The 23,244-nt window shown below is 54.8% G+C and carries 17 protein-coding genes; 4 read left to right on the forward strand and 13 right to left on the reverse strand.

Annotated elements, in window-relative coordinates; translation table 11 throughout:
- Positions 1-62: 62 nt before the first annotated feature.
- A complete protein-coding gene (locus HY788_22340; GenBank protein MBI4776884.1) occupies positions 63-2,660 on the reverse strand; it encodes a VWA domain-containing protein in 2,598 nt (865 codons plus the stop codon).
- 88 nt (positions 2,661-2,748) lie between these two features.
- Positions 2,749-3,687, reverse strand: coding sequence for a zinc ABC transporter substrate-binding protein (locus HY788_22345; GenBank protein MBI4776885.1), 939 nt, complete (start codon positions 3,685-3,687; stop codon positions 2,749-2,751).
- A 317-nt stretch (positions 3,688-4,004) separates the two neighbouring features.
- On the opposite strand from HY788_22345, the gene HY788_22350 reads away from it, so the two are divergent.
- Complete coding sequence (locus HY788_22350; protein ID MBI4776886.1) at positions 4,005-5,687, forward strand: radical SAM protein; 1,683 nt, start codon at positions 4,005-4,007, stop codon at positions 5,685-5,687.
- A 145-nt stretch (positions 5,688-5,832) separates the two neighbouring features.
- On the opposite strand, the gene HY788_22355 is transcribed toward HY788_22350, so the two are convergent.
- Positions 5,833-6,261 carry a hypothetical protein gene (locus HY788_22355; GenBank protein ID MBI4776887.1) on the reverse strand — a complete coding sequence of 143 codons (429 nt, stop codon included), beginning with the start codon at positions 6,259-6,261 and terminating at the stop codon, positions 5,833-5,835.
- 15 nt (positions 6,262-6,276) lie between these two features.
- Positions 6,277-7,371, reverse strand: a complete 1,095-nt coding sequence (locus HY788_22360) for a sulfite exporter TauE/SafE family protein (GenBank protein ID MBI4776888.1) — start codon at positions 7,369-7,371, stop codon at positions 6,277-6,279.
- Between the two features lie 183 nt (positions 7,372-7,554).
- On the opposite strand from HY788_22360, the gene HY788_22365 reads away from it, so the two are divergent.
- Positions 7,555-9,882 (forward strand): PAS domain-containing protein, encoded by a 2,328-nt coding sequence (locus HY788_22365; protein ID MBI4776889.1) that lies wholly within the window; start codon positions 7,555-7,557, stop codon positions 9,880-9,882.
- Here HY788_22365 and HY788_22370 read toward each other — a convergent pair.
- Positions 9,849-10,067 carry a hypothetical protein gene (locus HY788_22370; GenBank protein MBI4776890.1) on the reverse strand — a complete coding sequence of 73 codons (219 nt, stop codon included), beginning with the start codon at positions 10,065-10,067 and terminating at the stop codon, positions 9,849-9,851. The two genes, HY788_22365 and HY788_22370, sit on opposite strands and share 34 nt — an antisense overlap.
- Before the next feature lie 575 nt (positions 10,068-10,642).
- On the opposite strand from HY788_22370, the gene HY788_22375 reads away from it, so the two are divergent.
- Complete coding sequence (locus tag HY788_22375; protein ID MBI4776891.1) at positions 10,643-11,458, forward strand: response regulator; 816 nt, start codon at positions 10,643-10,645, stop codon at positions 11,456-11,458.
- A 200-nt stretch (positions 11,459-11,658) separates the two neighbouring features.
- On the opposite strand, the gene HY788_22380 is transcribed toward HY788_22375, so the two are convergent.
- From HY788_22380 to hypA, 7 genes are all read right to left on the reverse strand, one after another.
- On the reverse strand, positions 11,659-11,853 hold the full coding sequence (locus HY788_22380) for a hypothetical protein (GenBank protein MBI4776892.1): 195 nt from the start codon (positions 11,851-11,853) through the stop codon (positions 11,659-11,661).
- 98 nt (positions 11,854-11,951) lie between these two features.
- On the reverse strand, positions 11,952-13,112 hold the full coding sequence (gene lptF, locus HY788_22385; protein ID MBI4776893.1) for an LPS export ABC transporter permease LptF: 1,161 nt from the start codon (positions 13,110-13,112) through the stop codon (positions 11,952-11,954).
- 210 nt (positions 13,113-13,322) lie between these two features.
- Complete coding sequence (gene hypE, locus HY788_22390) at positions 13,323-14,327, reverse strand: hydrogenase expression/formation protein HypE (GenBank protein MBI4776894.1); 1,005 nt, start codon at positions 14,325-14,327, stop codon at positions 13,323-13,325.
- A 43-nt stretch (positions 14,328-14,370) separates the two neighbouring features.
- On the reverse strand, positions 14,371-15,453 hold the full coding sequence (gene hypD / locus HY788_22395) for a hydrogenase formation protein HypD (GenBank protein MBI4776895.1): 1,083 nt from the start codon (positions 15,451-15,453) through the stop codon (positions 14,371-14,373).
- A 34-nt stretch (positions 15,454-15,487) separates the two neighbouring features.
- Complete coding sequence (gene hypF / locus HY788_22400; protein ID MBI4776896.1) at positions 15,488-17,764, reverse strand: carbamoyltransferase HypF; 2,277 nt, start codon at positions 17,762-17,764, stop codon at positions 15,488-15,490.
- Between the two features lie 20 nt (positions 17,765-17,784).
- Positions 17,785-18,447 carry a hydrogenase nickel incorporation protein HypB gene (gene hypB, locus HY788_22405; protein ID MBI4776897.1) on the reverse strand — a complete coding sequence of 221 codons (663 nt, stop codon included), beginning with the start codon at positions 18,445-18,447 and terminating at the stop codon, positions 17,785-17,787.
- Positions 18,448-18,595: 148 nt separating this feature from the next.
- On the reverse strand, positions 18,596-18,943 hold the full coding sequence (gene hypA / locus HY788_22410; GenBank protein ID MBI4776898.1) for a hydrogenase maturation nickel metallochaperone HypA: 348 nt from the start codon (positions 18,941-18,943) through the stop codon (positions 18,596-18,598).
- Positions 18,944-19,404: 461 nt separating this feature from the next.
- Here hypA and HY788_22415 point away from each other — a divergent pair, with 461 nt between their 5' ends.
- Complete coding sequence (locus HY788_22415; protein ID MBI4776899.1) at positions 19,405-21,114, forward strand: VCBS repeat-containing protein; 1,710 nt, start codon at positions 19,405-19,407, stop codon at positions 21,112-21,114.
- A gap of 748 nt (positions 21,115-21,862) precedes the next feature.
- Here the strand turns inward: HY788_22415 and HY788_22420 are convergent.
- On the reverse strand, positions 21,863-23,011 hold the full coding sequence (locus HY788_22420; protein MBI4776900.1) for a hypothetical protein: 1,149 nt from the start codon (positions 23,009-23,011) through the stop codon (positions 21,863-21,865).
- Positions 23,012-23,244: the final 233 nt, after the last annotated feature.

The following is a 23,244-nucleotide window of genomic DNA, read 5'->3' on the forward strand; positions in this document are numbered from 1 at the left end:
CCGGCGCTTGCGAATTGCATCGTTGGGCCGCTCTTTTTGCCGGCAACACAGCCCTAAAGCCCTCATTCCATTTTGATGTGCAAGGTGACTTCCAGTGAGCCGTAGTCGGCTTCGAAAGGGCGGCTCTCGGTGACGATCCCTGGAAGTCCCTGAATGATGCAAGCGTCCGTGTCCCGTTCTCCGCTGCCTTGCGAAATCGTCGCCCCAATTACTGTGCCGTACCCGTCGACTTCGACCCTGAACGTCAGCGCTGCGGGAGAAGAGGCGCATCGTTCTGCGGCGGGCCGGACGGAGTCTCGGACGGCCTTCTCTAACGCCGTCGGATTTTCCAGGTTATTTGAGGTAAATAGAAAAAACGTTTCCACGACCTTTGGCGTTTCTCGTACGGCCTCGTCCGCAGGCGGCTCGCCGGTAAGCTCCGACGTCTCCTGAGCCTGCTGCCGGATGCTGCCGGCTATCGCCGCGACTTCAGGCGACAAAGGCTTGCGTGTCTTTGAAGATGGAAACTGATCTTTGATACCGCTTTCAGGCTCCGATTGTGACGGTCTTCGAGACGACGGGAGGGTTTGCTTCATCGGCTGGGTGCTTCCGTCTGCGTGTCCCATTTGGTAGTCAGCCGCCATCAACCGGGTAACAGTCGCAGGCAGATCATGGCAAAGGCCTAATCGGGTTACAGCCTCCTCGAGTTCCTTCACATGCGGCAACAAGAGGTACTGATCCTCGAGGAGTTCCAGCCACTTCCGGGCCCACAGTTCCACAATGGGAGCGTTTTCCGGTCCGGCAATGAACGGAGAAGCTTCGAGACTTTCCAGGTAGCGTTCTTCTCCCGTGAAACCCGAGATTCGGACACGTCCGGAGGGTGCACCGCGGTATTTTGCGATAACTACAATGGGTCTTTGGGCCATCAAATCGGGTAACTTCATCGGAATTTGATCGTGGACATCGAACCCTTCGAACGTCACGGAGGCCTGTGTGAGCACCGGGTTCTTGATGTAGGCCCTGAACTTTTCCGCTTCGGCCGCCGCCTGATCCGAACTCAATGCAACAAAAGGCTTTCCCTGCCCCGCGCGGGCCAAACTTCCTACCAGAGCGCGATTCACGCTCACTCCGATCCCGAAAACGAAAAGATTCGCCTCGTCGAGATGTTCCCGCACGAACTTGAATACCTGGGCCTCCGCGTCCACGTAACCGTCCGTAATGACCACGAGGGATCGGGAGACGTGACTCTCGGGTCGCGGGATGGAGTATGCCGCCCGGAGCGCGGTCATGAGGCCTGTTCCATCGTCTCCTGAGGGGCCATCGAGCAAGGATATGGCTTGACGAATGTTTTCTTCGGTCGCGTTGACCGATCCGCTCGAATTCAAGACCGCCGAGTTTCCCGCGAAAAGCACGACGTTAAGCAAATCTGACGCCTTAAGGTCCATAAGGAGCCGCTCCATCAGCACCTTTGCCGTCTCCAGCGGAAATCCCTTCATGGATTCGGACACGTCTATCACGAATATGAATTCGCGGGAAGGAATACGAAAGCCGGAGGGACGCTCGGGGGGTTCCATAAAAACCGCAATATAGTTCTCCTCCGCCCCTTGATACATCATGACACCGCTCTCGATTTGTACTCCCGCCAACGTATATCGAAGGACAAAGTCCTTGTTTCCTTTTCGTTCCTGGTCGAGATGAATCCGCGCGCTGTTCTGGGAACGATAGAACACGGATATTCTGTGGGAAGGAGACGAAATGGTTTTGATTGGAACCGCGGTGAGTAGTTGCACGGCGATATCGAAATCGTAGGGAACGCTTTCTCCCTTAATAGCATAGCGATTTGGAATCCCTCGCTCACGGATCGGATCCAGCCTTCCTTCGCGCTCGGATTCGGGCACGGCGGGGAGGGTGAACTCGTACACCTCATTTTGAGGAAAGACGGGTTCGGAATAGTTCAGCTCCACCTGAACCGAATCACCCGGCATGATATGAACTACGTTCATCAGGAACACGTTCGGCCATTCCTGCTCGATGAAGGAAACGGTTCTATTCTTGGATTCAGCCTGCTCGAATTGCATGCCGGCTTGATCCCGCTTCTGCATTCGCGCTTCAATGAATCGCTCACCGATGCGCACCCGAACTTCATGAACGGCGGCGCCTGCGGACGCCGGAAACAGGTAGTCCGCGTCGACGGCATTGGCGCCCGTATTCTGGAACACCTGATGCAACTTGACCTGAGCGATGGGACCCACAATCCGTACTTCAGCGTCCATTTTTTTCAGCAGGAGCGAACCTGTTCCCGGATCGCTCCCGCGAGGGAACAGGTTCGGGGCCAATGAAGGTTCGGCCTTTCTACTCTTCCGATCCACCAGAGAATAGGGGAACCGGACTAGTGATTCTCCCAGTCGAGCATCGGTTCTTTCCAATAACTCGTGTAGATCGTCCGAGTCATTGCATGCGGATGAGGATTCCGTTCGTTCCGGGATGAAAACCGAGGCGGTAGGGACAGGCATCGACGCTTCCGGGGAAGTCGTTACTTCAAGGCACAGGCCGCGAACCACCCAGCCTGTCGATGCCAGAAAGGCCATAAGAAGCCAGACGGCCCAAAGAACGCGTCCGGACATCCACGAACTTGGGCCGGAGCCTCGGTCCGTGTGTTTCCCGCGGGACACATCACACATATCCGGCCTCCGGTGGATGCAACAGGACGCGGGGCCAGTCGGAAGGGGCTTTTGTGTCGTCAAGCCGCCCCGAGGTTCCAACATAACGCTATCGAAGTTCGGACTCAAATTTTACCGCCAGATCCCTAAGATTTTTCGCCCAGTCGGAGGCAAGAGGATCCGCAAACGCCACGTGTCCTCCCAGGGCGTTGGCAATCGTATCCGCGCTTCGGGTCGAAAACTGCGGCTGGACGAATACGACCTTGATGTTCTTTGCTTTTGCGCGTTCAATTAATTCCTTGAGCTGCAACGGCTTAGGTTCTTTGCCTTCAACTTCGACGGGAATCTGCTCCAAGCCGTAGGCCCGGGCGAAATATCCCCAGGCCGGATGGAACACCATAAACTCTATTTTTCTCTGTTTTCCAACAAATATGTTTCTGATTTCAGCGTCCAGATCGAGGATTTCAACGGACAGACGCCGGTAGTTGGCCTCGTATGTGTCTCTATGAGCAGGATCTTCAGCAACCAGCGCGCAAACGATGGCCCGGGACTGGAGAAGGGCCAAAGGGGGGGAGAGCCATGTATGCGGATCGCTGACGCCATGAGTATGCTGTTGGTCATGGGTCGTTTTCGGAGCTTCCATTGAAGGCCCGCCGGTGCGGTCCTCTTTTTCATCATGCGGGTGGTGTTCCTCTTCCATGGGGAACTTGCGGATGTCGGCGTCCGTGTGAACGATCTTCATGTCCGGGTTGACGGCCTGGAACCGATCGAGCCAAACGGTTTCAAATTCGATGCCCACAGCGAAATAGATCTTGGCCCTGGAAAGAGCGATCATCTGTTTCGGCTTGGGCTCGTAAGTATGGGGTTGGGCGCCGGGCTCGACCATCACCCAGGTTTCAACGAGCCCTTCGCCTATCTTGTTCACAAAATAGGCCTGGGGAGCAATGCTGACAAATACGGGCATCCGTTGAGCCGCCCCCGTTATTGTGGGAGACGCTAAAATAAGTAATAACGCAGCTGTGTTCATCGCCAAGCGAATCCGTCTCATCGTTGTTCCCTCCTCATTGTTTCCGAATTCCCATTTTGAACTATTCCGGTCATACCGGCAATACCTGAATCCACTGAAATGCATTTTCAGGCTGGAAGGCCGGCGCCCTGGAAGCCGGCCGATAGAATCGCCTCGCCCGGTCGACTTGAAAGAGGAGGTTCTCAAGGTGGATTCGAGTCGTCGGTTTTGATATGTTGGTTTCAGTGAGCTAGGCGCTCAAACGGTTGCGATGTCAACGTCCCGATCAACCCGGGCCCGAGACGCTTTTAAGCGGTCTGACCCAGCCTCCCGGAAAGCAAAGGACACTCGATAGCGTCGTGAACATTCTCCTCATCTATCCTTATCCTCTCGAAGACCGGCTCCAGGCCGACGATGTCAATGTCGTTCCCATCGGCCTCTGGTACATTGCCGCCGTTTTGAAGGAAAGAGGGCACCAGATCGAAGTGCTGAATTGGTTTGACATGAAAAACCGGGCATCCGACATCGAGCGGGAGTTGATCCGCAGAAAGCCGGACATCATCGGATGCTCGATATTGAACGCCAACCGCTGGGGCGGTATTGAAATCGCGCGCATAGCCAAGAAGATCGATCCCAACGTCAAGGTTGTTTTCGGTGGACCAACGCCCACCTGCCTGTGGGAGCATTTTCTCACTCATTTTTCTGAAATCGATCTGGTCGTAATAGGCGAAGGCGAGCGATCGTTTCTGAACCTGATCGAGCACCTTTCCGCCGGTGACTCTGAAGGAATGGAAAGCGTCAGCGGTATCGCCTTCAGAAAGGAAGGAAGATGCGTTCGCACGAAGGATGCCGACCGCATCGAGCTTTTGGACGAGCTGCCTATTCCGTCCCGGTATTTTCGCTACCAACATGTGGCATCTTCTCGCGGCTGTGTGAACAAGTGCACTTTTTGCGCGTCGCCTTCCTCCTGGGACAGGAGAATCCGGACTCATTCGCCGGACTATTTTGTCGATCAGATCGAACTCCTCGTACAAAAGGGCGTTTCGTTTTTCTATGTATCGGATGATACGTTTACCATCCATCGAGACCGTGTTATCGCCATCTGCAAGATGATCCTCGAACGAAACCTGAAGATCTCCTGGTACGCCATATCCCATGTCGGATACGTGGACGTAGAAATTCTGTACTGGATGCGAAAAGCGGGTTGCATACAGATCAGCTATGGTGTTGAAAGCGGATCCGAAAAGATCCGGAAACAGCTTCAAAAGCATATCACCAACGATCAGATCCGGAGAGCTTTCAAGCTCACCACCCAATACGGCATCCTTGCCCGCGCCTACCTGATTTATGGGTGTCCGGGCGAGACATGGGAGACCATACAGGAAACCATCGATCTGATTCACGACATCAAGCCACTCAGCGTTGTTTTTTATATTCTGGATATCTTCCCGGGAACGGCTCTCTACAACGATATGATCCGACGGCTAGACCTCAGCGACGATATCTGGCTGGAGGAGATCGAGGATATCATGTACTGGGAAACCGATCCCGCTCTGTCGAAGGACCTGGTGCTGTCTTTCGGACAGAAACTGCGATCGGATTACCATCGCCACCTCTCGGATTTTGCGGACGCGGTCGAACTCGTAGACGATCCGGAGCTGTATACCACGCATGCCGAGTTTCTCTCGAGGCTGGGTTTGACGTTCACCCACGGGGATTATGCCGGAATCGAGGCGATTCCCGAGAAAGAAGCCACGGCCGCGAGGCTGTTCGAACGCTCTCTGGCTTACCGTCCCAACGCAAGAGCCTATCTTGGGTTGGGAACGATCCTACAGAAACGCGGTGAACACAGGGAATCGATTCGCCTGCTGGCGGAGGGCGCGGCAAGGCTCCCGGACATCGCCGAACTCAATATCTGTCTTGGGGTCAGCTATATGAATCTGGGTCGTTTCAAAGAAGGACTCGAGTGCTTCTCGAAATTTCCGAACGATCCCCAGGCTCGACGCCACATGGAAACATGCCTTCGGGCGCTCGGGAAGTGATGGAGGAATACGATAGTTCGACGCAGGCTTGGCTTAAGGCATACGGGAGGTTTGAACCGCTATGCGGGGAAGCCCGTCAGGATGGACTTCCCCGGAGGTACTTTTGAAACATGAATCGCGTGCGGCAGGAAAAAAATGACCCGGGCTAGTGCAAGCCGACAATACCCACCATGGCCAGGGCGACGAGGGCCCCGACCCAGAGCGACAGCACCACGTAGAGATAGACTCTTTCCCTGAAGTACGCGATGGCGGTGCCGATCAAGCCCCATAAGGCGACGCTGCACCCCAAGGCCAGTCCGAATTGCGTAAACCCGTCGCCCTTGGTCAGATGGTCAAAATAGAAATGCCCTCCCGGGAATGCGCCGCCGACCTCCTTCCAGACGACATCTGAGCTATTGCCCTTCCAAATAGAGGCAAAGAGATAGTGAGGATTCATAACGTTGTTGTCAGGGAACGCTATGGATAGCAACGGTCCGACCGTACAGATGAGGCAGGACAGGACGGTTATCCAGTATACGATCTCTCCAAAGACAATCTGTGCAACCGGCATTTTCGGTCTTGCTTCAATGCTCATTTCCCACTTCTCCTTTTACGCTTCGGACTTGGTGTATCGGATGATGGATCGGGTGATGATCCCAAAAATAATGACGAAGGCTACACCGGTGGCCCAGAGCGGAACCGGTCCGATGACTCCCAGCATGTACAGTCCTTTGCTCAGCAGCCCAAAGCACCCGAAAAACATGAAGCCGATCAGGAGGTACCTGACAAATCCGGCTCTGACTTTGATGAGTATCAGCGCCCCCAGCAACCCTCCCAACACCTGACCGACGAGCCAGGGAGCCGCGAACATGGGGATAATGGCTCCCATTAGAAGGTAGGGCCACACGGCTATGCAGTCCCCCATGCCGAGGAGAACGCCGCTATTGGCCGCCGCCACTTTGAGGGGAACAGCCATGATCAGGTTCTGCGCGGGAACGATGGCCCAACCGGCGCCCAAACCGAAAAAACCGGAGAGCAAACCGACCCCCAGGATGGCTGCGAGAACGCCCCCGGCTCTTGTAAGGGGGTAATCGATCACTTTACCTAGAGAAAATTCATAATAGGGCTGGGACAGCTTCAGCCATTTAGTGAAGCCGTCCACTTTCTTCACTTGGGGCCATTCTATTTTTTTCCCCCCTACCACAAAGTATACGGCAAGGGACAGGAGGATAATGCCGAGAGCAAGCCTGATAGCACCCTCGCCGGCCTCCCCCAAATTCTTGGCCACATAGATGGCTCCTTGGGCCCCCGTAAAGGCGCCGACCCCATAGGCGGCCGCGCAAAAGATGCAGACTCTGAGGCTGGCCAAACCTCCCCGCATGAAGGGGCCTGTGGATATCAGACCGCTGAACATGGCTACGATGAGTCCTGTAGCTCTCACGATCAGGCTGTCAACGGGCGTGAACGCCAACATGAAGGGCGTAAACAGGACCCCTCCTCCAATGCCTCCGATCACGGCGACCAGCGCGATGCCGAAGCTTAGGAGAAAGAACCCGAACAGCCATAGCCATATGGTTCCTCCGGACATACCGCCGGCAGGGGTTTCCGCCCCCCAGGATATGATCGCCATCGCTCCGTAGCAGATAATGAGCACCGCCAACATGACGTTCACTTCCAGCCAAGGGGATTTAAGCAACCTTCTCATCTCTTTTTCCTCTCAGTGAATTTTAGCGCGCCTTTTATGTGAAACTTTGCTCAAGCTACGTAGCATAATGCAACATCGATGTCAATCCTGACTTTTTGGGGGATTTGAAAAGGCGGCTCTTGTGTGCGATAATTTATACATTAGCTATTCCAAACTTATCAATGCACATTTCAGGACCCTGTCATGGACACTCGAGACGGCGCATCCGACAACCTGGTCACAACGCCCAAGCCTGAATCCATTGCCATCCGTAGAGGGACGCAGGCCCGTGTGCCTTCGAAAGCCGCGATTATTGGGGGAGGAAAAGCCTGCGACGATCTTCTGACCTTCTTGGCGGACGGCCGATTGGCGCGATTGGGAATGGAGATTTTGGGAGTCGCCGATCCGGATACGAACGCCCCCGGTATCAGGCGCGCCCGGGCAATGGAAATATTCACAACCCAAGATTTTTCCCAGTTGTTTACCCTTCCCGGTCTCAACCTCATCATCGAACTCACAGGTTCCACCAAGGTGCGAGAACAAGTGATCCAGAGCAGGCCGCTCCATGTGAGCTGTATCGACCACCGCGGCGCCCGGCTTCTGTGGGACTTGATCCAAATTGAGACCGAAAAGCAAATCTTGCAGAGAGAGGCGGAAGAAACGATACGAAGAGAGCGAGACTGGTTTCAGAAGTTGATCGATTCTCTGCCCGACAGCATCTTGATCCTGAACGACGATCGCACCATCAAGGGCGTTAACAAGACTTTTCTGGCGGAAAGAGGACTTCCCGAGGACTACGTGATTGGCCGCCGTTGCTATGAGGTGACTCACGGGCGATCCGAGGAGTGCCGGGGACCCGGTTTGACGTGTCCCTTCGATGGAGTCATGAGAACGAAAGAAAGTTGCTCGACCATTCATCCCCACGTTACTCCGGAAGGTGAATACTGTTACCACGAGATCACGTGCGCTCCCATACTGGGGGATTCGGGGGAGATCGCGCAGGTGATCGAAGGCATTCGCAACGTGACGAGACGGATCATGCTCGAGCGGGAACTGAGGGAATCCGAACGGAAGCTGCGTCAGTTTCTGGACTCGACGCACGATATCATCTGTATCAAGGATACGCGCGGACACTATCTGTACATCAATCCCGCCGGAGCTGAGACCATGGGATTGTCTCCGGGCGAGGTGGTCGGTCGTACGGATTTCGACCTCTTCCCTCCGCACATCGCCGCTGTCATGGCCGCTCGCGATGCGGAGGTGCTCAGCCAACATACCACGCGCACTTTCCAGGGGCGGATGAGGACGGAGTCCAAAGTGCACCAGTTTCACACCGTGCGCTTTCCCATTCCGGGCGATGGGGGACAGGCCGAAGCGTTATGCGTGGTTGCCAGGGATATGACGGATGAGGTGGCCCTTCAGGAAGAAGTACGAAAAAATGAAGAATACCTCGAGAACGTCCTCAATCACTCTTCCGATATGATTATTACGACCAACTTCGACGGTTTTATCGTGACCTTTAACCCCGCGGCGGAAAAGCTTCTGGGGTACAAGAAGGAGGAAATGCTGGGCTCCCATGTCGAGGGCCTTTGGAAAAAGCCGGAAGAACGTCGAGAACTGATGGAAGAAGTCGGCCGGTTGGGAGCCGTCAACAACTATCCCGCCGTGCTCATCGCCAAAGATGGTACGGAAGTGGAGATCAGCTTGTCCCTTTCTCAATTACGGGATCGCAGGGGACGAGTGCTCGGAACCGTCGGGGTAAGCAAAGACGTCACCGAAGAGAATCGGATGCGTCGTAAACTGCTCGAACAAGAAAGGCTGGTCGCCATCGGCGAGACCATCGCCGGAATCACCCATTGCATCAAGAACCTGCTCAACGGACTGAAAGGAGGAGTGTATATCTTAAATACGGGTCTGAAGAGAGACGATCCGGCTTTGGTGAAAGAAGGCTGGAAGAGTGTGCAAAGAGGGATCGAACGTATTGGCAAGCTCAGCCTAGACATGCTCACCTACTGCCGCGACCGCACACCATCCCTGACTCCGATGGATCCGCTTGTTCTTCTGCGGGAAACCGTCGAAGTGGTATCGAAATCGGCGGTGCAGGAAGGGATCGATATCCTGGCGGCGGGAGATGAGGGGCCTCCTGTCGCTTTAGACTCGGATTCCATGTCCCGTGCGCTCCTGAATCTCCTCTCCAACGCGGTGGACGCATGCCGGGGTAAATCTTACGGAGAGAACGAAAGACCGCTCATAGAGGCTCGAGTTCAGCGGAAAGAAGGAGAAATCGCCTTTCTGGTGAAAGACAATGGGGAAGGAATGACCGAAGAGACAAAATTCAGGCTTTTCAAACGTTTTTTCAGCACAAAGGAAGCGAAAGGAACCGGATTGGGGCTGTGTGTAACTCAAAAGATCGTCGACGAACATGGAGGGAGAATCGAGGTTGAGTCACTGCCGGGACGTGGATCTACTTTCATGATCGTGCTGCCGACGGATGCGCGTCACGAACCGGCGGGAGACACTTCGAAACAGTAGCTGCTATCCATAGGCTGGATCACCAGACCTTCCACTCTGGAATTGCGGGCCACCCAAAAGAGATAGGCGCGCCCCGTCCCGTCGACGGCGCTCGCCCACGCGTTCATCTTCTTCTTCAACGCGGAACCGCACTCGGGGGCGAGGAAAAGCACGTTACCCGTATGCCAGGCCGTGTCCACGCGCAATCCGTCAACCTCCAAATTGAATACCTTGTCAACTCTAACCTTGATAATTGGGTATGCGAGAGTCATAACTCAGCAAGGCCTTGAGCGGGAGGCGACCGGTTCTTCCTCTTCTGCCGAATTCGCAGTCAAGGTTCGCTTCGCGCATGAGGAAAACGGTGTCTTTTCCGCCTGGGTCCCGGTGTCCGGGCAGTTCAGCGGCCTCACCCCCGGACGCTTCCTGGTTGAAGGCATTGTATACGATTGCAGCAAACGTAGCTTAGTTTATGGTGTGTTGTCAATGAAGCGACGAGCCCGGCGTTCCCGAACACAGGGTTCTCTTTCCCTTAAAACGCGGGAGCACGGGCGCCGGCGCTCGATCGTTTGGACGCAAGTCGGATTTTGATTTGTGCGATCAGCTATTCGCATGATATAATTAAATAAATGGTTTCTGAAAGATAAAAGCGGAGCCGTTGCTTCCGGATATCTCGAACGAAAAGCAAGGCAAGGCGCTGGTTTCAAAGAAGTCAGACGCTGCTCGTTTTCATGGTTTCGATAGGCGAATTTGCCGGCGTGAAACTTCAACGAAGGAGGAGCTTATGACCGACACCAGAGTATTAATCATCGATGACGAGAAAGAGAACGTACGTTACCTGACAACAGTCCTCGAAGAAAACGGATTCAAAGACATTCATGCGGCGTTTGACGGAGTAGAGGGAGTCGAAAAAATATGGAAATTGGATCCCGGGCTCATTCTCCTGGATCTCAGAATGCCTAGAAAGGGAGGCATCTACGTATTCAATGAAGTAAAGAAGAGCGAGAAGCACAGGAATATCCCCATCGTCATATTGACCGGCGAGGGGGGATTCCTTCGACACTTGGCCGAAATGCGCGATTTTCACGAAGATCATGACACCATAGGAGACGTGTCCACGGAAGAGGTCTTGAATCGATTCATAGATACCCGGCCGGATGCGTTCCTGGAGAAGCCTGTTGAACCCGACCAGCTTATGAGTGTGATCAGAAATGTGTTGATCACCTTGGACGGGATCAAAGAAAAACGATGCAGGGAAATCAATGCACTTCTCAACCGAAAGACGGAAGGCGGCGTGTCTTTCAAAGGAGATCTGTTCGACAGCGACCAACGAACTCGGGTCTTCCTGACCGGCTTGGCTTTGACGCTCACCTCGGGCCGTTCCGCCGGTGCGGACAAGGTGGTAATACGTTCTTCGGATGCCGGCAATGTGGCGCTGGAGACGGATGCGTTTCTCGCTTTTTATCGCGGAATGATTAATTGGCTGCACGACAACCTCAAGGCCTCGTGGCGGCACACGGACGCCGTGAACGCCCTGACCCGCATCGGGGATGTAGAGGAATACAATATTTACGAAGGTTGGCCGGATAACAGGCTGTAGACCTCGGGGCGAGTGATTTACAGGAAGGTCTTGGTCCATGCGTTGCAAGGGGAAAGGCGCTTGAGGGGGCTTTCCCCTTTTTTTCGAAAACAAAACCGCGCGTACGGTGCTTTGCCGGAGAAAGCGGGCAGAAGTCAAGTGTTTGCTGAAAATGCGCAAGGATCCCTTTTCGAGGCCGGAAAACGGCCTTGGGCGTCACCTTAGTTTCCCAAGAGCTTCTTCGAAACAGTGCTCGCGGACGAAAGACGTGCTATAAAAGCGCCTCCGTCTTCTTCGAGGGCTTTAGCCACGCGCAAAGCGAGGTGATGTCCGCCGCATGTCTGGTCTTTGCAGTCTTTGCAGGCGTGGTGATAAGGGTCGTCTACGTGGTTTTCATGCGGACATCGGTGTTCCATTCAGGAATCCCTCCAACCGCGTAATGGAAATGTCCAATATCTGCCCGATCTCTGAAAGAAAGGTTCCCGATTGCCGTTTGCTAAGCGGAACCGCGTCTCTATTTCCCAAACCAAGGCCATCCCCGGCGAGCTTTGCCGCCCAGGTTGGACAGCGAGATCAACATCCTGTTCACCCACTCGATGCGTCGTTCACGCGCCGTCTGGATCAGCATGTAGATTCCCGCGGAGCCGAAAAGCACATTAGGCATCCACGTGCCCGCCACAACAGGTACGTTGTCACCTTCTCCCAAGCTTCTTGTGGCGCTCAGTAGAATAAAGTACACAAAGAACACAGCCAAGGCGATGACCATGCCGAGGGCCTTCTTCGTACCGGAAAACTGGACGCCCAGGCTGACACCCAGCAGGGACATGACCAGGCAGGCCACGGGCAATGCAAATCGCTGGTGATACTCCATCAGAGCCATCTGGTGACGCTCGGATCCCGGCTTGCCCGTCCGGATCACGTTATTCAGCTGCGCCATGTTCATGGCCATGGGCTCCATGGAATCCGCATTTTCCTCCTGGAATCTTTTGTAAGCCTGGATGGGGAGATTGAGGTCGTAGCGAGTGAAAGACACGATCTGGCTGGACTCGAAGTTGGGGTCCACGCGAGTAATTACGCCATCATACAAACGAAAGGAGATCACATTACCATCGATGTTCGGGACCAGTCTGCCTTGCCTGGCCACAATGGTGTTCCGCATTTGGGGGTCCCTCTCGTCGGAAATCAGCACGTCCTCCATGAGCTTTTCTTTTGGCGCGTAACGTCTCATATAAATGACGGCCTTGCCCGCGACTTCGTTAAAAACACCTTCCTTCATCACGACATCGGCATTTGCGTGGAGGATTTTCCCGAGCGTTTCCTGTGTCGACCGAATTCCCCAGGGTAACAGGGATAAGGACAGGAAAAGGGTGCAAAAGTAGCTGAACAGCGATATGGCCGCCACGGGGGGCAGCATCTGGTAAAGACTAACGCCGGCGTTCTTTATGGCCGTGATTTCGTTGTCCGACGACATGCGGAGGAACGCCATAAGGACGGCCATGAGCGTGGCCATGGGTAGTATAAAGACCAGAAAATATGGAAGAATGGATCCGATCAATGTGAGTATGTCTACGAACGACACGCCCCGATTCACCATCATATCGATGAGTTGCATAATCCGTCCCAAGATAAGGACCATGGTGAATACCAGGATGCTCACCCAGAATGGGCCCTGCATTTCTTTCAATATATAAAGGAAGAGACGCTTGTGCATAGGTGAGAAACAATACACGGGTTATCGATGTTTTCGTTATTCTCTCGGCGTCGACGCAACAGCATGGATTCGAATTCCCGAGTGGGACTCACGGGGCCACTCGTTCCCTGAGTAACCGCTCTTCAGAGATTACTCCGGATGAAACAGGTTGTCGAATTCGCCAGGGGAGTCGTATCAGCAGATTCTTGGCAACTGTTCGCCGGTCAGCATTTCCACGATACGCCTGCCGCCGATTCGAGTCCGCATCACGACTCTCCCGGGATGCTCCGATACGACTTCTCCGATACGACGGGCCTCCCTTCCATCCGGATGGTTTTTCATTGCAGCCAGCACCATGTTGACTTCATCTTTGGTGACGAACACCAGCATCTTTCCCTCGTTGGCCAGGAAGAGCAGATCAAGTCCCAGGATTTCGCAAGCGCTCGACACCGCTTCCTTGAAGGGTATGGCGTCCTCCTGGATTTCGATGCCCAATTCCGACTGGAGAGCAATTTCGTTCAGGGTGGTGGCTACCCCGCCCCGTGTCGGGTCTCGCATAACCCGAATGTCGGCCCCGGTGTCCAGTATGGTTTTCGTTAAATCCCAAAGGGGTGTGGAATCGCTCAACACGGGGGTCTCGAAAGCCAAACCTTCCCTGGAGGAGAGAATCGCAACCCCATGATCTCCCACCGTACCGGAAATCAGAATCTGATCTCCCGGAAGCGCAAACTGTCCCCCGAAGGTCCGTCCCCTTTTCACGACACCGACTCCCGTGGTGTTGATGAAGAGCTTGTCCGCCTTCCCTTTGGGTACGACTTTAGTATCCCCGGCCACTAAATCGACTCCGGCTTTTCGCGCCGTTCTTGCCATGGATTCGACAATCCGACGCAAGTCCGCCATCGGAAGGCCTTCTTCCAGGATAAAGGCCGTCGTCAGCCACAGGGGTCGCGCACCGGCCATGGACAGGTCGTTCACCGTACCGCACACGGCAAGGTGTCCGATATCGCCTCCGGGAAAGAAGATCGGGTCCACAACGAACGAATCCGTGGTGATGGCCAGGCCGGTGTTATCGATTTCGACATTGGCGCTGTCGTTCAACTGATGCGGGTCCCCCTTTCCCAGGAGGGGCAGAAAACAGGTCTGTACGAGTTCATGGGAAAGTTTTCCTCCGCTTCCGTGATCCAGAAGTATGCGTTCCACTTTCAAAAGGTGTTCCCCATCGTGTTTGAATTGGACGATTGCTCTAAACCCGGTACTTGTAATAAGCGGCGCACGTGCCTTCGGTCGAGACCATACAGGGTCCAACCGGTTCTTCCGGAGTACATTTTGAGGCGAAGAAAGGGCAGTCAAGGGGTGTTTTCAGACCTCTGATCACCTCGCTGCAGGCGCAGCCTTTCGGATCCACGGGCGCGGGCACTTCCACATCGAAGGACTGCGCGGCGTCGTGGATGGAGAAGGAGTCGCGAATTTTGAGGCCGCTTTCGGGAATCACTCCAAGCCCCCGCCAAGCCGCTTGAGCGGGTTCAAAGACCGTGTGGAGTAAATGCATGGCCTTGATGTTACCTTCAGGTGTAACGGCGCGTTTGTACTGGATTTCGACTCCGGCTTCATTCTTCTCCAACAGGCGGATCAGGCGATACAACCCCTCCAGTATGTCCGTCGGCTCGAAGCCAACGACTACGCAGGGAGTTCCATGCTGCCGGACTACCGCTTCGTAGGCGCTTGTACCGATAATGACGCTGACATGGCCGGGGCAGATGAATCCGTCGATCCTGGATTCGCCTCCGGAGAGAAGGGCCTCCATGGCCGGCGGCAGCAGCTTATGCATGGAAAGCACACTGAAGTTTCTCAGGCCTTCGCGGTGGGCGGTCATGATGGCTGCGGCGATGGTCGGGGCCGTTGTTTCGAATCCGATGCCCAGAAACACCACCTTGCGATCAGGGTGATTGCGGGCGACGCTAAGAGCGTCGAACGTGCTGTAGACGGTCCGCACATCCGCTCCTTCCGCCTTTTCCCTCGCCAGGGACGATCCGCTTCCCGGAACGCGCACCAGATCGCCGAATGTCGTCACGATGACATCGGGGATCCGGGCCAGTTTTATGGATCGGTCGATGTCGACCTGGGCTGTCACACACACAGGGCAACCGGGTCCTGAAACCAGAACGAGGTTTTCCGGCAAGACGGAACGGATACCGTGTCGAAAAATGGCGACCGTATGTGTTCCGCAGATCTCCATCAATCGTACCGGTTTCCGGCTGAGGCTCTTTATCCGCTGGATCAAACCAGCGGCGAGCTCGGGATCTCTATATTCATCTAGATATTTCATACTCGTCTGCTTTAACTGTCCGGAATCCGGACGATTAGCTCGGTTTGTCCGATGCTCGAAGCTTGGCGTCGGCTACCACGGCCTGGCCGAAACTGATACAGGCATCGTTGGTTGGAAGCTTCTCGTGCACATAGACTTCGAATTCCCAGTCCGCCAATCTCTGCACAGCCGTCTCGAACAGAAATCGGTTCTGGAACACGCCGCCGCTCAATACCACCTGGTTGACGCCGCTTTCCTCTCTTGCCCGGTTGCATAACTCGGCCCAGGCCGAAATGAGGGTATGATGGAAACGGGATCCAATCGTCCCCCTATGAACTCCGTTCAGCACGTCCATAACCAGGGGCCCGAACAAGGATTCCGACTTGAGGACAACGGTTCCGTTCTCCCGGACAATGTCGAAAGGATACTCGTCGGATTCCCTAAAATCGGAAAGCGCCTCGAGTTCGATCGCTGCTTGTCCCTCATACGTTACCAAATCCCGAATTCCGACAAGACTAGAGACCGCGTCGAACAGGCGCCCGCAACTGGAGGTCCGGGGCGTATGTATTCCCTTGTCCATCATTTGAACAAGAACATCGATTTTGCCCTCGTCGATCCTTTGCCATAAATCCAGATTCAACGACCTCATCCCTTCGCCGAAGGTACGGTACAAAAGACTTACCGCCATGCGCCAGGGTTCTTTAATTGCCTTTTCTCCGCCCGGCATGAGTTGATTGGCAAAATGCCCCCACCGCTCGTAGCGGTCCATATGGGACAGCAGGACCTCCCCTCCCCAGACGGTTCCGTCCTCACCGTATCCCGTCCCGTCCATGGCCAGTCCTATCACAGGTCCTTGAAGCCCATGCTCTCCCATGCAGCTCGCAATATGCGCGTGATGATGTTGCACGGCGATTCTTCTTTCAAACCGATGTTCCTCTTCTTTAGCGAAGACGGTGGTCATGTAATCGGGATGCAGATCGTGAGCCAGGATACGGGGACTGATCTCCAGAATACCCTCCAGATGGTCAATCGTGGCTTTGAAGAATTCGAACGTTTCCAGATTCTCCATATCCCCGATGTGTTGGCTGACGAAGGCCCGGTTCTCTTTTGTGAGACACACGGTGTTTTTCAACTCGCCCCCCGTAGCCAACGTTTCCACCGTGCTCTCTCCCAGGAAGATCGGCATGGGGACGTATCCGCGAGATCGTCGAAGGATACGTGGCTTTCCGCCTAGCACGCGCGTAACCGAGTCGTCGCATCGCTGATGGATCTTCCGGTTGTGCATCAAAAAAGCGTCCACAAACACGCCGAGTCTTTGAAACGCCTCCTCATTCCCCGAGACGATGGGTTCCTCGCTCAAGTTGCCGCTGGTCATTACCAACGGTTTTCCGACGGCGTCCAGTAGCAGGTAATGCAGCGGAGTATATGGGAGCAGGACGCCGAAGTTGGGATTCAATGGAGCCACCTGCTCCGCTATATATCGAGTGTTCTTCTTCGACAAGAGCACGATTGGACGCTGAGGGGATTCCAGAAGTGAAGCTTCTTCCGGATCCACCTTGGCAAACGCCCGAGCGTCCTCCACGTCCTTTACCATAATTGCCAGAGGTTTCTCGAACCGTTGCTTCCTGGTGCGCAGAAGCGTCACGGAATCGTTGCGTGTGGCGTCGACCGCCAGATGGAAGCCACCCAAACCCTTTACAGCGAGAATGCGACCTTCGAGCAGGAGGTCGGCCGCCTTACGGATCGGATCCCCTGTCGGAATGGGATTGCCTTCCGCATCCCAGAGGGACAGTGAGGGTCCGCAGGACCAGCATGCGTCGGGCTGAGCGTGGAATCGCCGGTCTTCCGGGTCCGTGTATTCTTCCAGACACTGCGGACACATGTCGAACTCGGACATGGTGGTCTTCGGGCGGTCGTAGGGAATGTCGCGGATAATCGTGTACCGGGGACCACAGTTTGTGCAATTGATAAAAGGATATCTGAACCGCCGATCGCCGGGATCGTAGAGTTCTGAAAGGCAGTCCTTACACACGCAGACGTCCGGTGATACAAGGGCTGAACGCTGCTCGCCGCCACGGCTGTGCTCTATTGAAAACCCGTCAATCGAGGCGAAAGGAAGCTCTTCCACTCGAACGTCGGTAATGTAAGCCAGTCTGGGAGGGTTCTTCTTTACGAGCGAAACAAACTCATCGATGTCACCGCTGGTCCCTGAAACCTCTATCTCGACGCCGCCGGCCGTATTGATCACAAAGCCGCCCAGGTTGAGTCTTCTTGCCAGGTTGTAGATAAACGGCCGGAATCCGACTCCTTGCACGATTCCAGAAACCAGCATTCGGATTCGACGATTGAGCGTCAATCCGTTCCCCGGATTTGTCGGATCTGTTCCTCCAACCAATTCGTCCACAGAGGAAGGCCTTCTCCCGTCGTAGCGGAGATTTCCAGCACCTTCAGATTGGGGTTAATCTCCGCGGATGCCCGGCGTATCACCTCGATTCGGCAGTTGATATAGGGCAGAAGGTCAATCTTGTTGACCAGCAGCACACTGGACTCCTGAAACATCAAAGGGTATTTCTTGGGTTTGTCATCCCCTTCCGTTGTGCTCAGGATCATCACTTTGTGGTGTTCGCCAACATCGAACTCCGCCGGGCAGACCAGATTACCTACATTCTCCACCACGAGCAGGTCCAAGGCGTCGAGATCCAACTGGGTCAGGGCTTCCCGAATCATGTTTCCATCCAAATGGCAAGCCCCGTCCGTATTGATTTGAACGACCTGGACGCCGTGCCCGGCAATGCGCTCCGCGTCCGTAGAGGTCTGAATGTCCCCTTCAATGACACCGATGCGGAACCGATCCTTCAACAAGTCGATGGTCTTTTCCAGAAGTGTGGTTTTGCCGGCGCCCGGGGAACTCATCAGGTTCAGGACCAGGATCCTCTTCGAACCAAAGAGCGTACGGTTCTCGTCGGCGATTCTCTTGTTGGCCTCTAAAATGTTTCTGACGACAGGTACTTTCAGGGTCCGGCCCTCCTATGAATAGGGGTGATTCCCAGCTTGCCGGGTACTCCCGGGATAGAGCAGGATGCGTTAGAAGAACAAGCAGTTCGGACAAGTGCACGGCGCTTATTGAGGTCCTTCCCCAACGCCGCCGACATTTTGGTAATCTTCAAAAATCCGGCGTCTCGAAATCCTGGATCTGCAACTCCTTCCCGGAAAGAATGGCCAGATCTCCGCTCCCGCATTTCGGGCAGACATATACGTAGTTCTGAACGAAAAAGACGGAGTCGCAAGCGAGGCATCTGGCCTCTATGGGAAGGGAGACGATGTCCAGGCGTGACCCCTCCGCCGGTGTGTCTTTGGTGACGATGCTCCAGCAAAAGGTCAGGGATTCGGGGACTACAGCGCTCATTTCCCCGATCTTCAGACGAACGGAGACGATCCGTTCCACATGATGCCTCCGCATCTCCTCGGTTATGATATCCAGAATGCTTTGGGCGATGGAAAGCTCGTGCATCCCTTGAAACTCGGCTATGGCAAGCGGTTGTTCGAAAAACGCGGTGGCATGTTCCTTTTGTGAACTCCGGGCCATTATAACCGACTTCTTGTACTTTGCAAGCTCTATGCAATCTGCATCCGATCGGCGTTCCGCTTGGCGGGGACTTCGGGGTCACGGGTACGCGACGGTCGTCTGCCGTGTTTCCGGATCCCGGGTGGGCCTCCGTTGGGCGCCGATATCGCTGAGATTCGGAAGTGGGCATCCGTCTTTGGGTGATGCCACCAATGTTCGGTCTTCTCCCGATTCGGTCGGTTACTTCTCATTGTTGGCAGCTTGGACGCCATACGGGTTTAAAGAGAATGAGCGTTTTTGCGTTTTGCAGGCCGCGCGGTGACTCTTCGGCCTGAACCGCTTGACTGGCGGTATTACCGGTGATAAGCAGGACCAAACCGACTTTCGGAACATGGAGGGAACCGACGTTGAAGCGAAATTACGTGAGTCTGCTCGCCGTCCTGTTGCTACTCGTGAGTCTGAACGGGCATGCAGCGGCGCCAAAGAGCATCCTGATTCTTCCTTTCAATATTCATTCGGAGAAAGACCTGTCTTTCTTGCAGGCGGGCATACAAGACATGCTTTCGACTCGGCTGGCCGAAAAGGGCCAGGTTACGGTGATAGACAAGGTGAAAGCAGCGGAGGCATATCGGGAGTTGCAGGGAGAGTTTACCTCGGATCGCCTCCAGGAGACCGGGAAGAAGTACGCTGCAGACTATGTGCTCTATGGCAGCCTAACGGTATTGGGTGAGAGCGTCAGTCTGGACGCCCAGGTGCTGGACGTAACCGCGGGCGCCCTGCCGGAAACGTTGAGCCGGCAGATCGCCGGCATGGACGGACTTATTCCGGAGATCAACGATTTTGCCCGCAGTGTGAAAGAGAAAGTGTTCAACCTCGGCGAACCGATCTCGAGTTCGGGGGAATCGGAAGCTTCCTCCGCTTCCGGGCCTCAGGAAGGCGTTCCTCAGGCCAAATCAAACCTTTCGCCCGGCTATTTCATGACGCCCCAGGATCGAATCCAGGTTTCGTCCTTGGGCCCCAACATTATCGAACGCGGTCAATATGGAAAACCGCTGTTGTGGAAAAGTCATGCCTTCCCCATTCACATCAAAGGGTTCGACATCGGTGACATCGATGGAAACGGGAAGAATGAGCTGGTGCTCATCACGGAAAGAGAAGTGCGGGCCTACAAATGGACGGATCCCGGGGGGCTCGGGGAAATCGCCAAGTTCGACATAGGCGCGTTCAACATGCTGGTGACCGTGGACGTCGCCGATCTGAACAATGACGGGGTCGCGGAAATTTATGTGGTCAACGAAGTCGGGACCATGGGCGAAACGAGTTCGTTTGTCTTGGAAATGCGTTCCGGCCGCCTAATTCCCGTGATTCAGAACATACCCTGGAATTTCAGGGTGATTCTTGATCCGGAAACGTCCGAGCCCATGCTCGTAGGCCAACGGAAAACGGCGGAAGGCCTGCAGGCGGGGATCTACGTGTTGAAGCGTTCGGCCGCCCAAATCACCGAAGGAAAGCAGCTGACGGTCCCGGTGGGAGCGACCGCCTTTAACTTCTCGCTGGCGGATCTGAACAACGACGGCAAAATACTGGTTGTTCTCATCAACGGCGACGATTATCTGGAGGTGGAGACGCGCTCGGGTGACTCTCTCTGGGAGAGTGAATACTATTTTGGCGGCACGATGAATTATCTGACGGTTAAACAAGATAACGCTTTTACTTCTGAAGCCTCGGAGAGGTTATACGTTCCGGCCCGAATCGTCATTGCAGATATGAACGAAGACGGCGTACCGGAGGTCCTGGTGAATCGGAATAAGTCGGCCACCTTTCGTCTTACCAGCAGGTACCGGTTTTTCTCCGGGTGCCACATCGTCTCTCTCACCTGGAAAGGAATCGGCTTGATGGAGGATTGGACCACTACACGTATTCCCGGATATGTATCCGATTTTCAACTCAAGGATTTGGATGGAGACGGGAAGAAGGATCTTGTGGCGGCCATGGTCAAGCTGGATCCCTCGGGCATAAAAGAGCCAAGAAGCATCTTTGTTTCCTTTCAACTGGCCCAAGCATCAAATAGCGGTCAACCCAACAGCGGTCAACCGTCGGAATGGAGCAGTGAATGAAACGATGTTCCAATCGGCGGATGAATCTTAAGCCCCCTCCCTCCCGGTGGAGTAAAACGCCATCGCCGCACGGAGGAGCCGTCTTTTCGCAGCCCGGTTTGGGGTTGGGGCTGTCACCGAAGGCGCGTTGGAAAGTCTGCAATCGGCGTCTTTGGCCGGCAGACGACTCCCGAGTCCGGCCCCTCCCGCTGTCGGCGTCCGTTAGGCTCGGAGAAACCTCGGATACCGCCTGTGTCGTCTAACGTTTGAACCCACCGGAACCATGACACGGGACCCATGCCCCTGAACACACCTGTATTGCGTGGCGCCGTCCGTCCGGTACGAGTCATCGCGGGCGGGGTGTTGATAAACTCGTAAGAAGTCGAAAACGGCCATCTTCCGTCGCTCCGGCGAAAGCCGGAAGCGGGCAATTTGAGCTACTTCGAGATGCCGGATCAGGTCCGGCATGACGACCTGGGAACTTTTTACGAAGGCTTCAATCCTCTATGTTGTTTTCCGTCACGGTTTCCTGATGGGCTGAAGTCGGGGCGGGTGTTCGCTCGTCGGTTCGAAGTCACGCTTCAGGGTTCTTCTCTTTCTTTTTTCACCTGGGTTTCCGGATAATCGTTTGAAATGGACAAGCCGTGGGGCAATCGCTTGCTGCTCCCTGTTCAGTAGTTCCTGCTGAAGGCTCCGATGCGTTTGAGCCGGAATAAGAAAGCCCCGTCACTTGCGAGACGGGGCTTTCGTCTATCCGAAGCAAATCAGACTAAAAAACGAACTGGAACTGCACACCGGCGAGCCACTCGGCGCCGAGGTCTTTGGTTCCGCCTGCGGCGACATTGATGTCATCGCCGTATTCATAGTAGCCGACTTCCGGGCTGAGGGTAAAGCTTCCGGTGATCGAGTAGGGAATTCGGACGACGGCGGCATAGCGCGTATTGGAGTCGTCGTTCTCCCAGAGGTCGTTTTCTACGTGCTGTACGCCACCGATGAGGTGAACGGCCAGAGGCTTGCCACCGAAAGAAACGTCGAAGTAACCGCCCCAGCAGAGCGTGTCTTCAACTTCGCCATCGGCTGTGACCTGCACATTACCATTGGCATTCTGTCCGATGTAGCTCAGGTTGTAGAAACGGGAGTACACGGTACCGACGTTGTATCCCCAGTGACCGGACAGGTTCACGCCGAACATGCCGGCTTTGATGGAAACGGGCACTTCGATGACCCACGCATAAGCGGAGCTGTCCTTGTTCGTGGTGTCTTCGCCTTCAGCATGCTCGAAGGTGACGTTGGGCAGAATGGAGAAGGAAGCCGTGTTGACACCGGCCTGGAGATGAATGCGCGGTACGTAGTTGTACTCTTCGCCATCGCCGTCGAAGATGCCGAAGCGGTTGTTGGTGGAAAGACCGGCGGCGGCATAGAAAGCACCACCCTGGAAAATCAGGTTCGCCTGAGCGGCGCGGTCATAGATGTTGCCCCAGCCGGCCAAGATGATGTGAAGCGCACGACCCAAGCCGAACAACTGGGTGGGGTTGTAACGGGAGGCGCCGATCGGTTCCGTGTGACCGGCCTCAAAGCGGAAGTTGCCGAAATCGTACCAGCCGTACAGTTTACGGAAGTTGGCGTTTGCGAAGCCAACGCTGGTTTCGGTATCACTGCCGACACCAAGCTCGAAGTAGCCACCGCAGTCCTCGGTGGTGCACTTGGAGTACAAACGGGAATGATGTGGCTGGTCGATGAACACATCGCCCACGCCGCCGTCCACCGTCGGATTTTGGGTCTTCATACGCTCGGTATCGCGGTAGTAGTAACCCAAGTCCGTATACGCCATCATACCAACGACAAAGTCCGCCTTCGCCGGCATCGCAATGCATAACGCAACGGTAAGCGCGGCGGCAAAAATAAACAACCTTTTCATTTTCTCTCCTCCTAAAAGATCCTTACAAAGGTAACTACAAAACAAACCCTCTCAAATAACCCTTTCAATTCCTACTTCCGACTCACCTCCTTTGGCTTGAAATGTCGAACAACCTCTCCGTCTAGAAGCCGGAAACCTGCATTCCAGACGCAGTCTCTGGAACGCTATCATCAGGCCATAACGGTGTCAAGGATTTTTTGCAAAAAATAAGCATAATATCTAGACGTTAGCTC

This window comes from Deltaproteobacteria bacterium, assembly GCA_016208165.1.
GTDB lineage: Bacteria > Desulfobacterota > Desulfarculia > JACQYL01 > JACQYL01 > JACQYL01.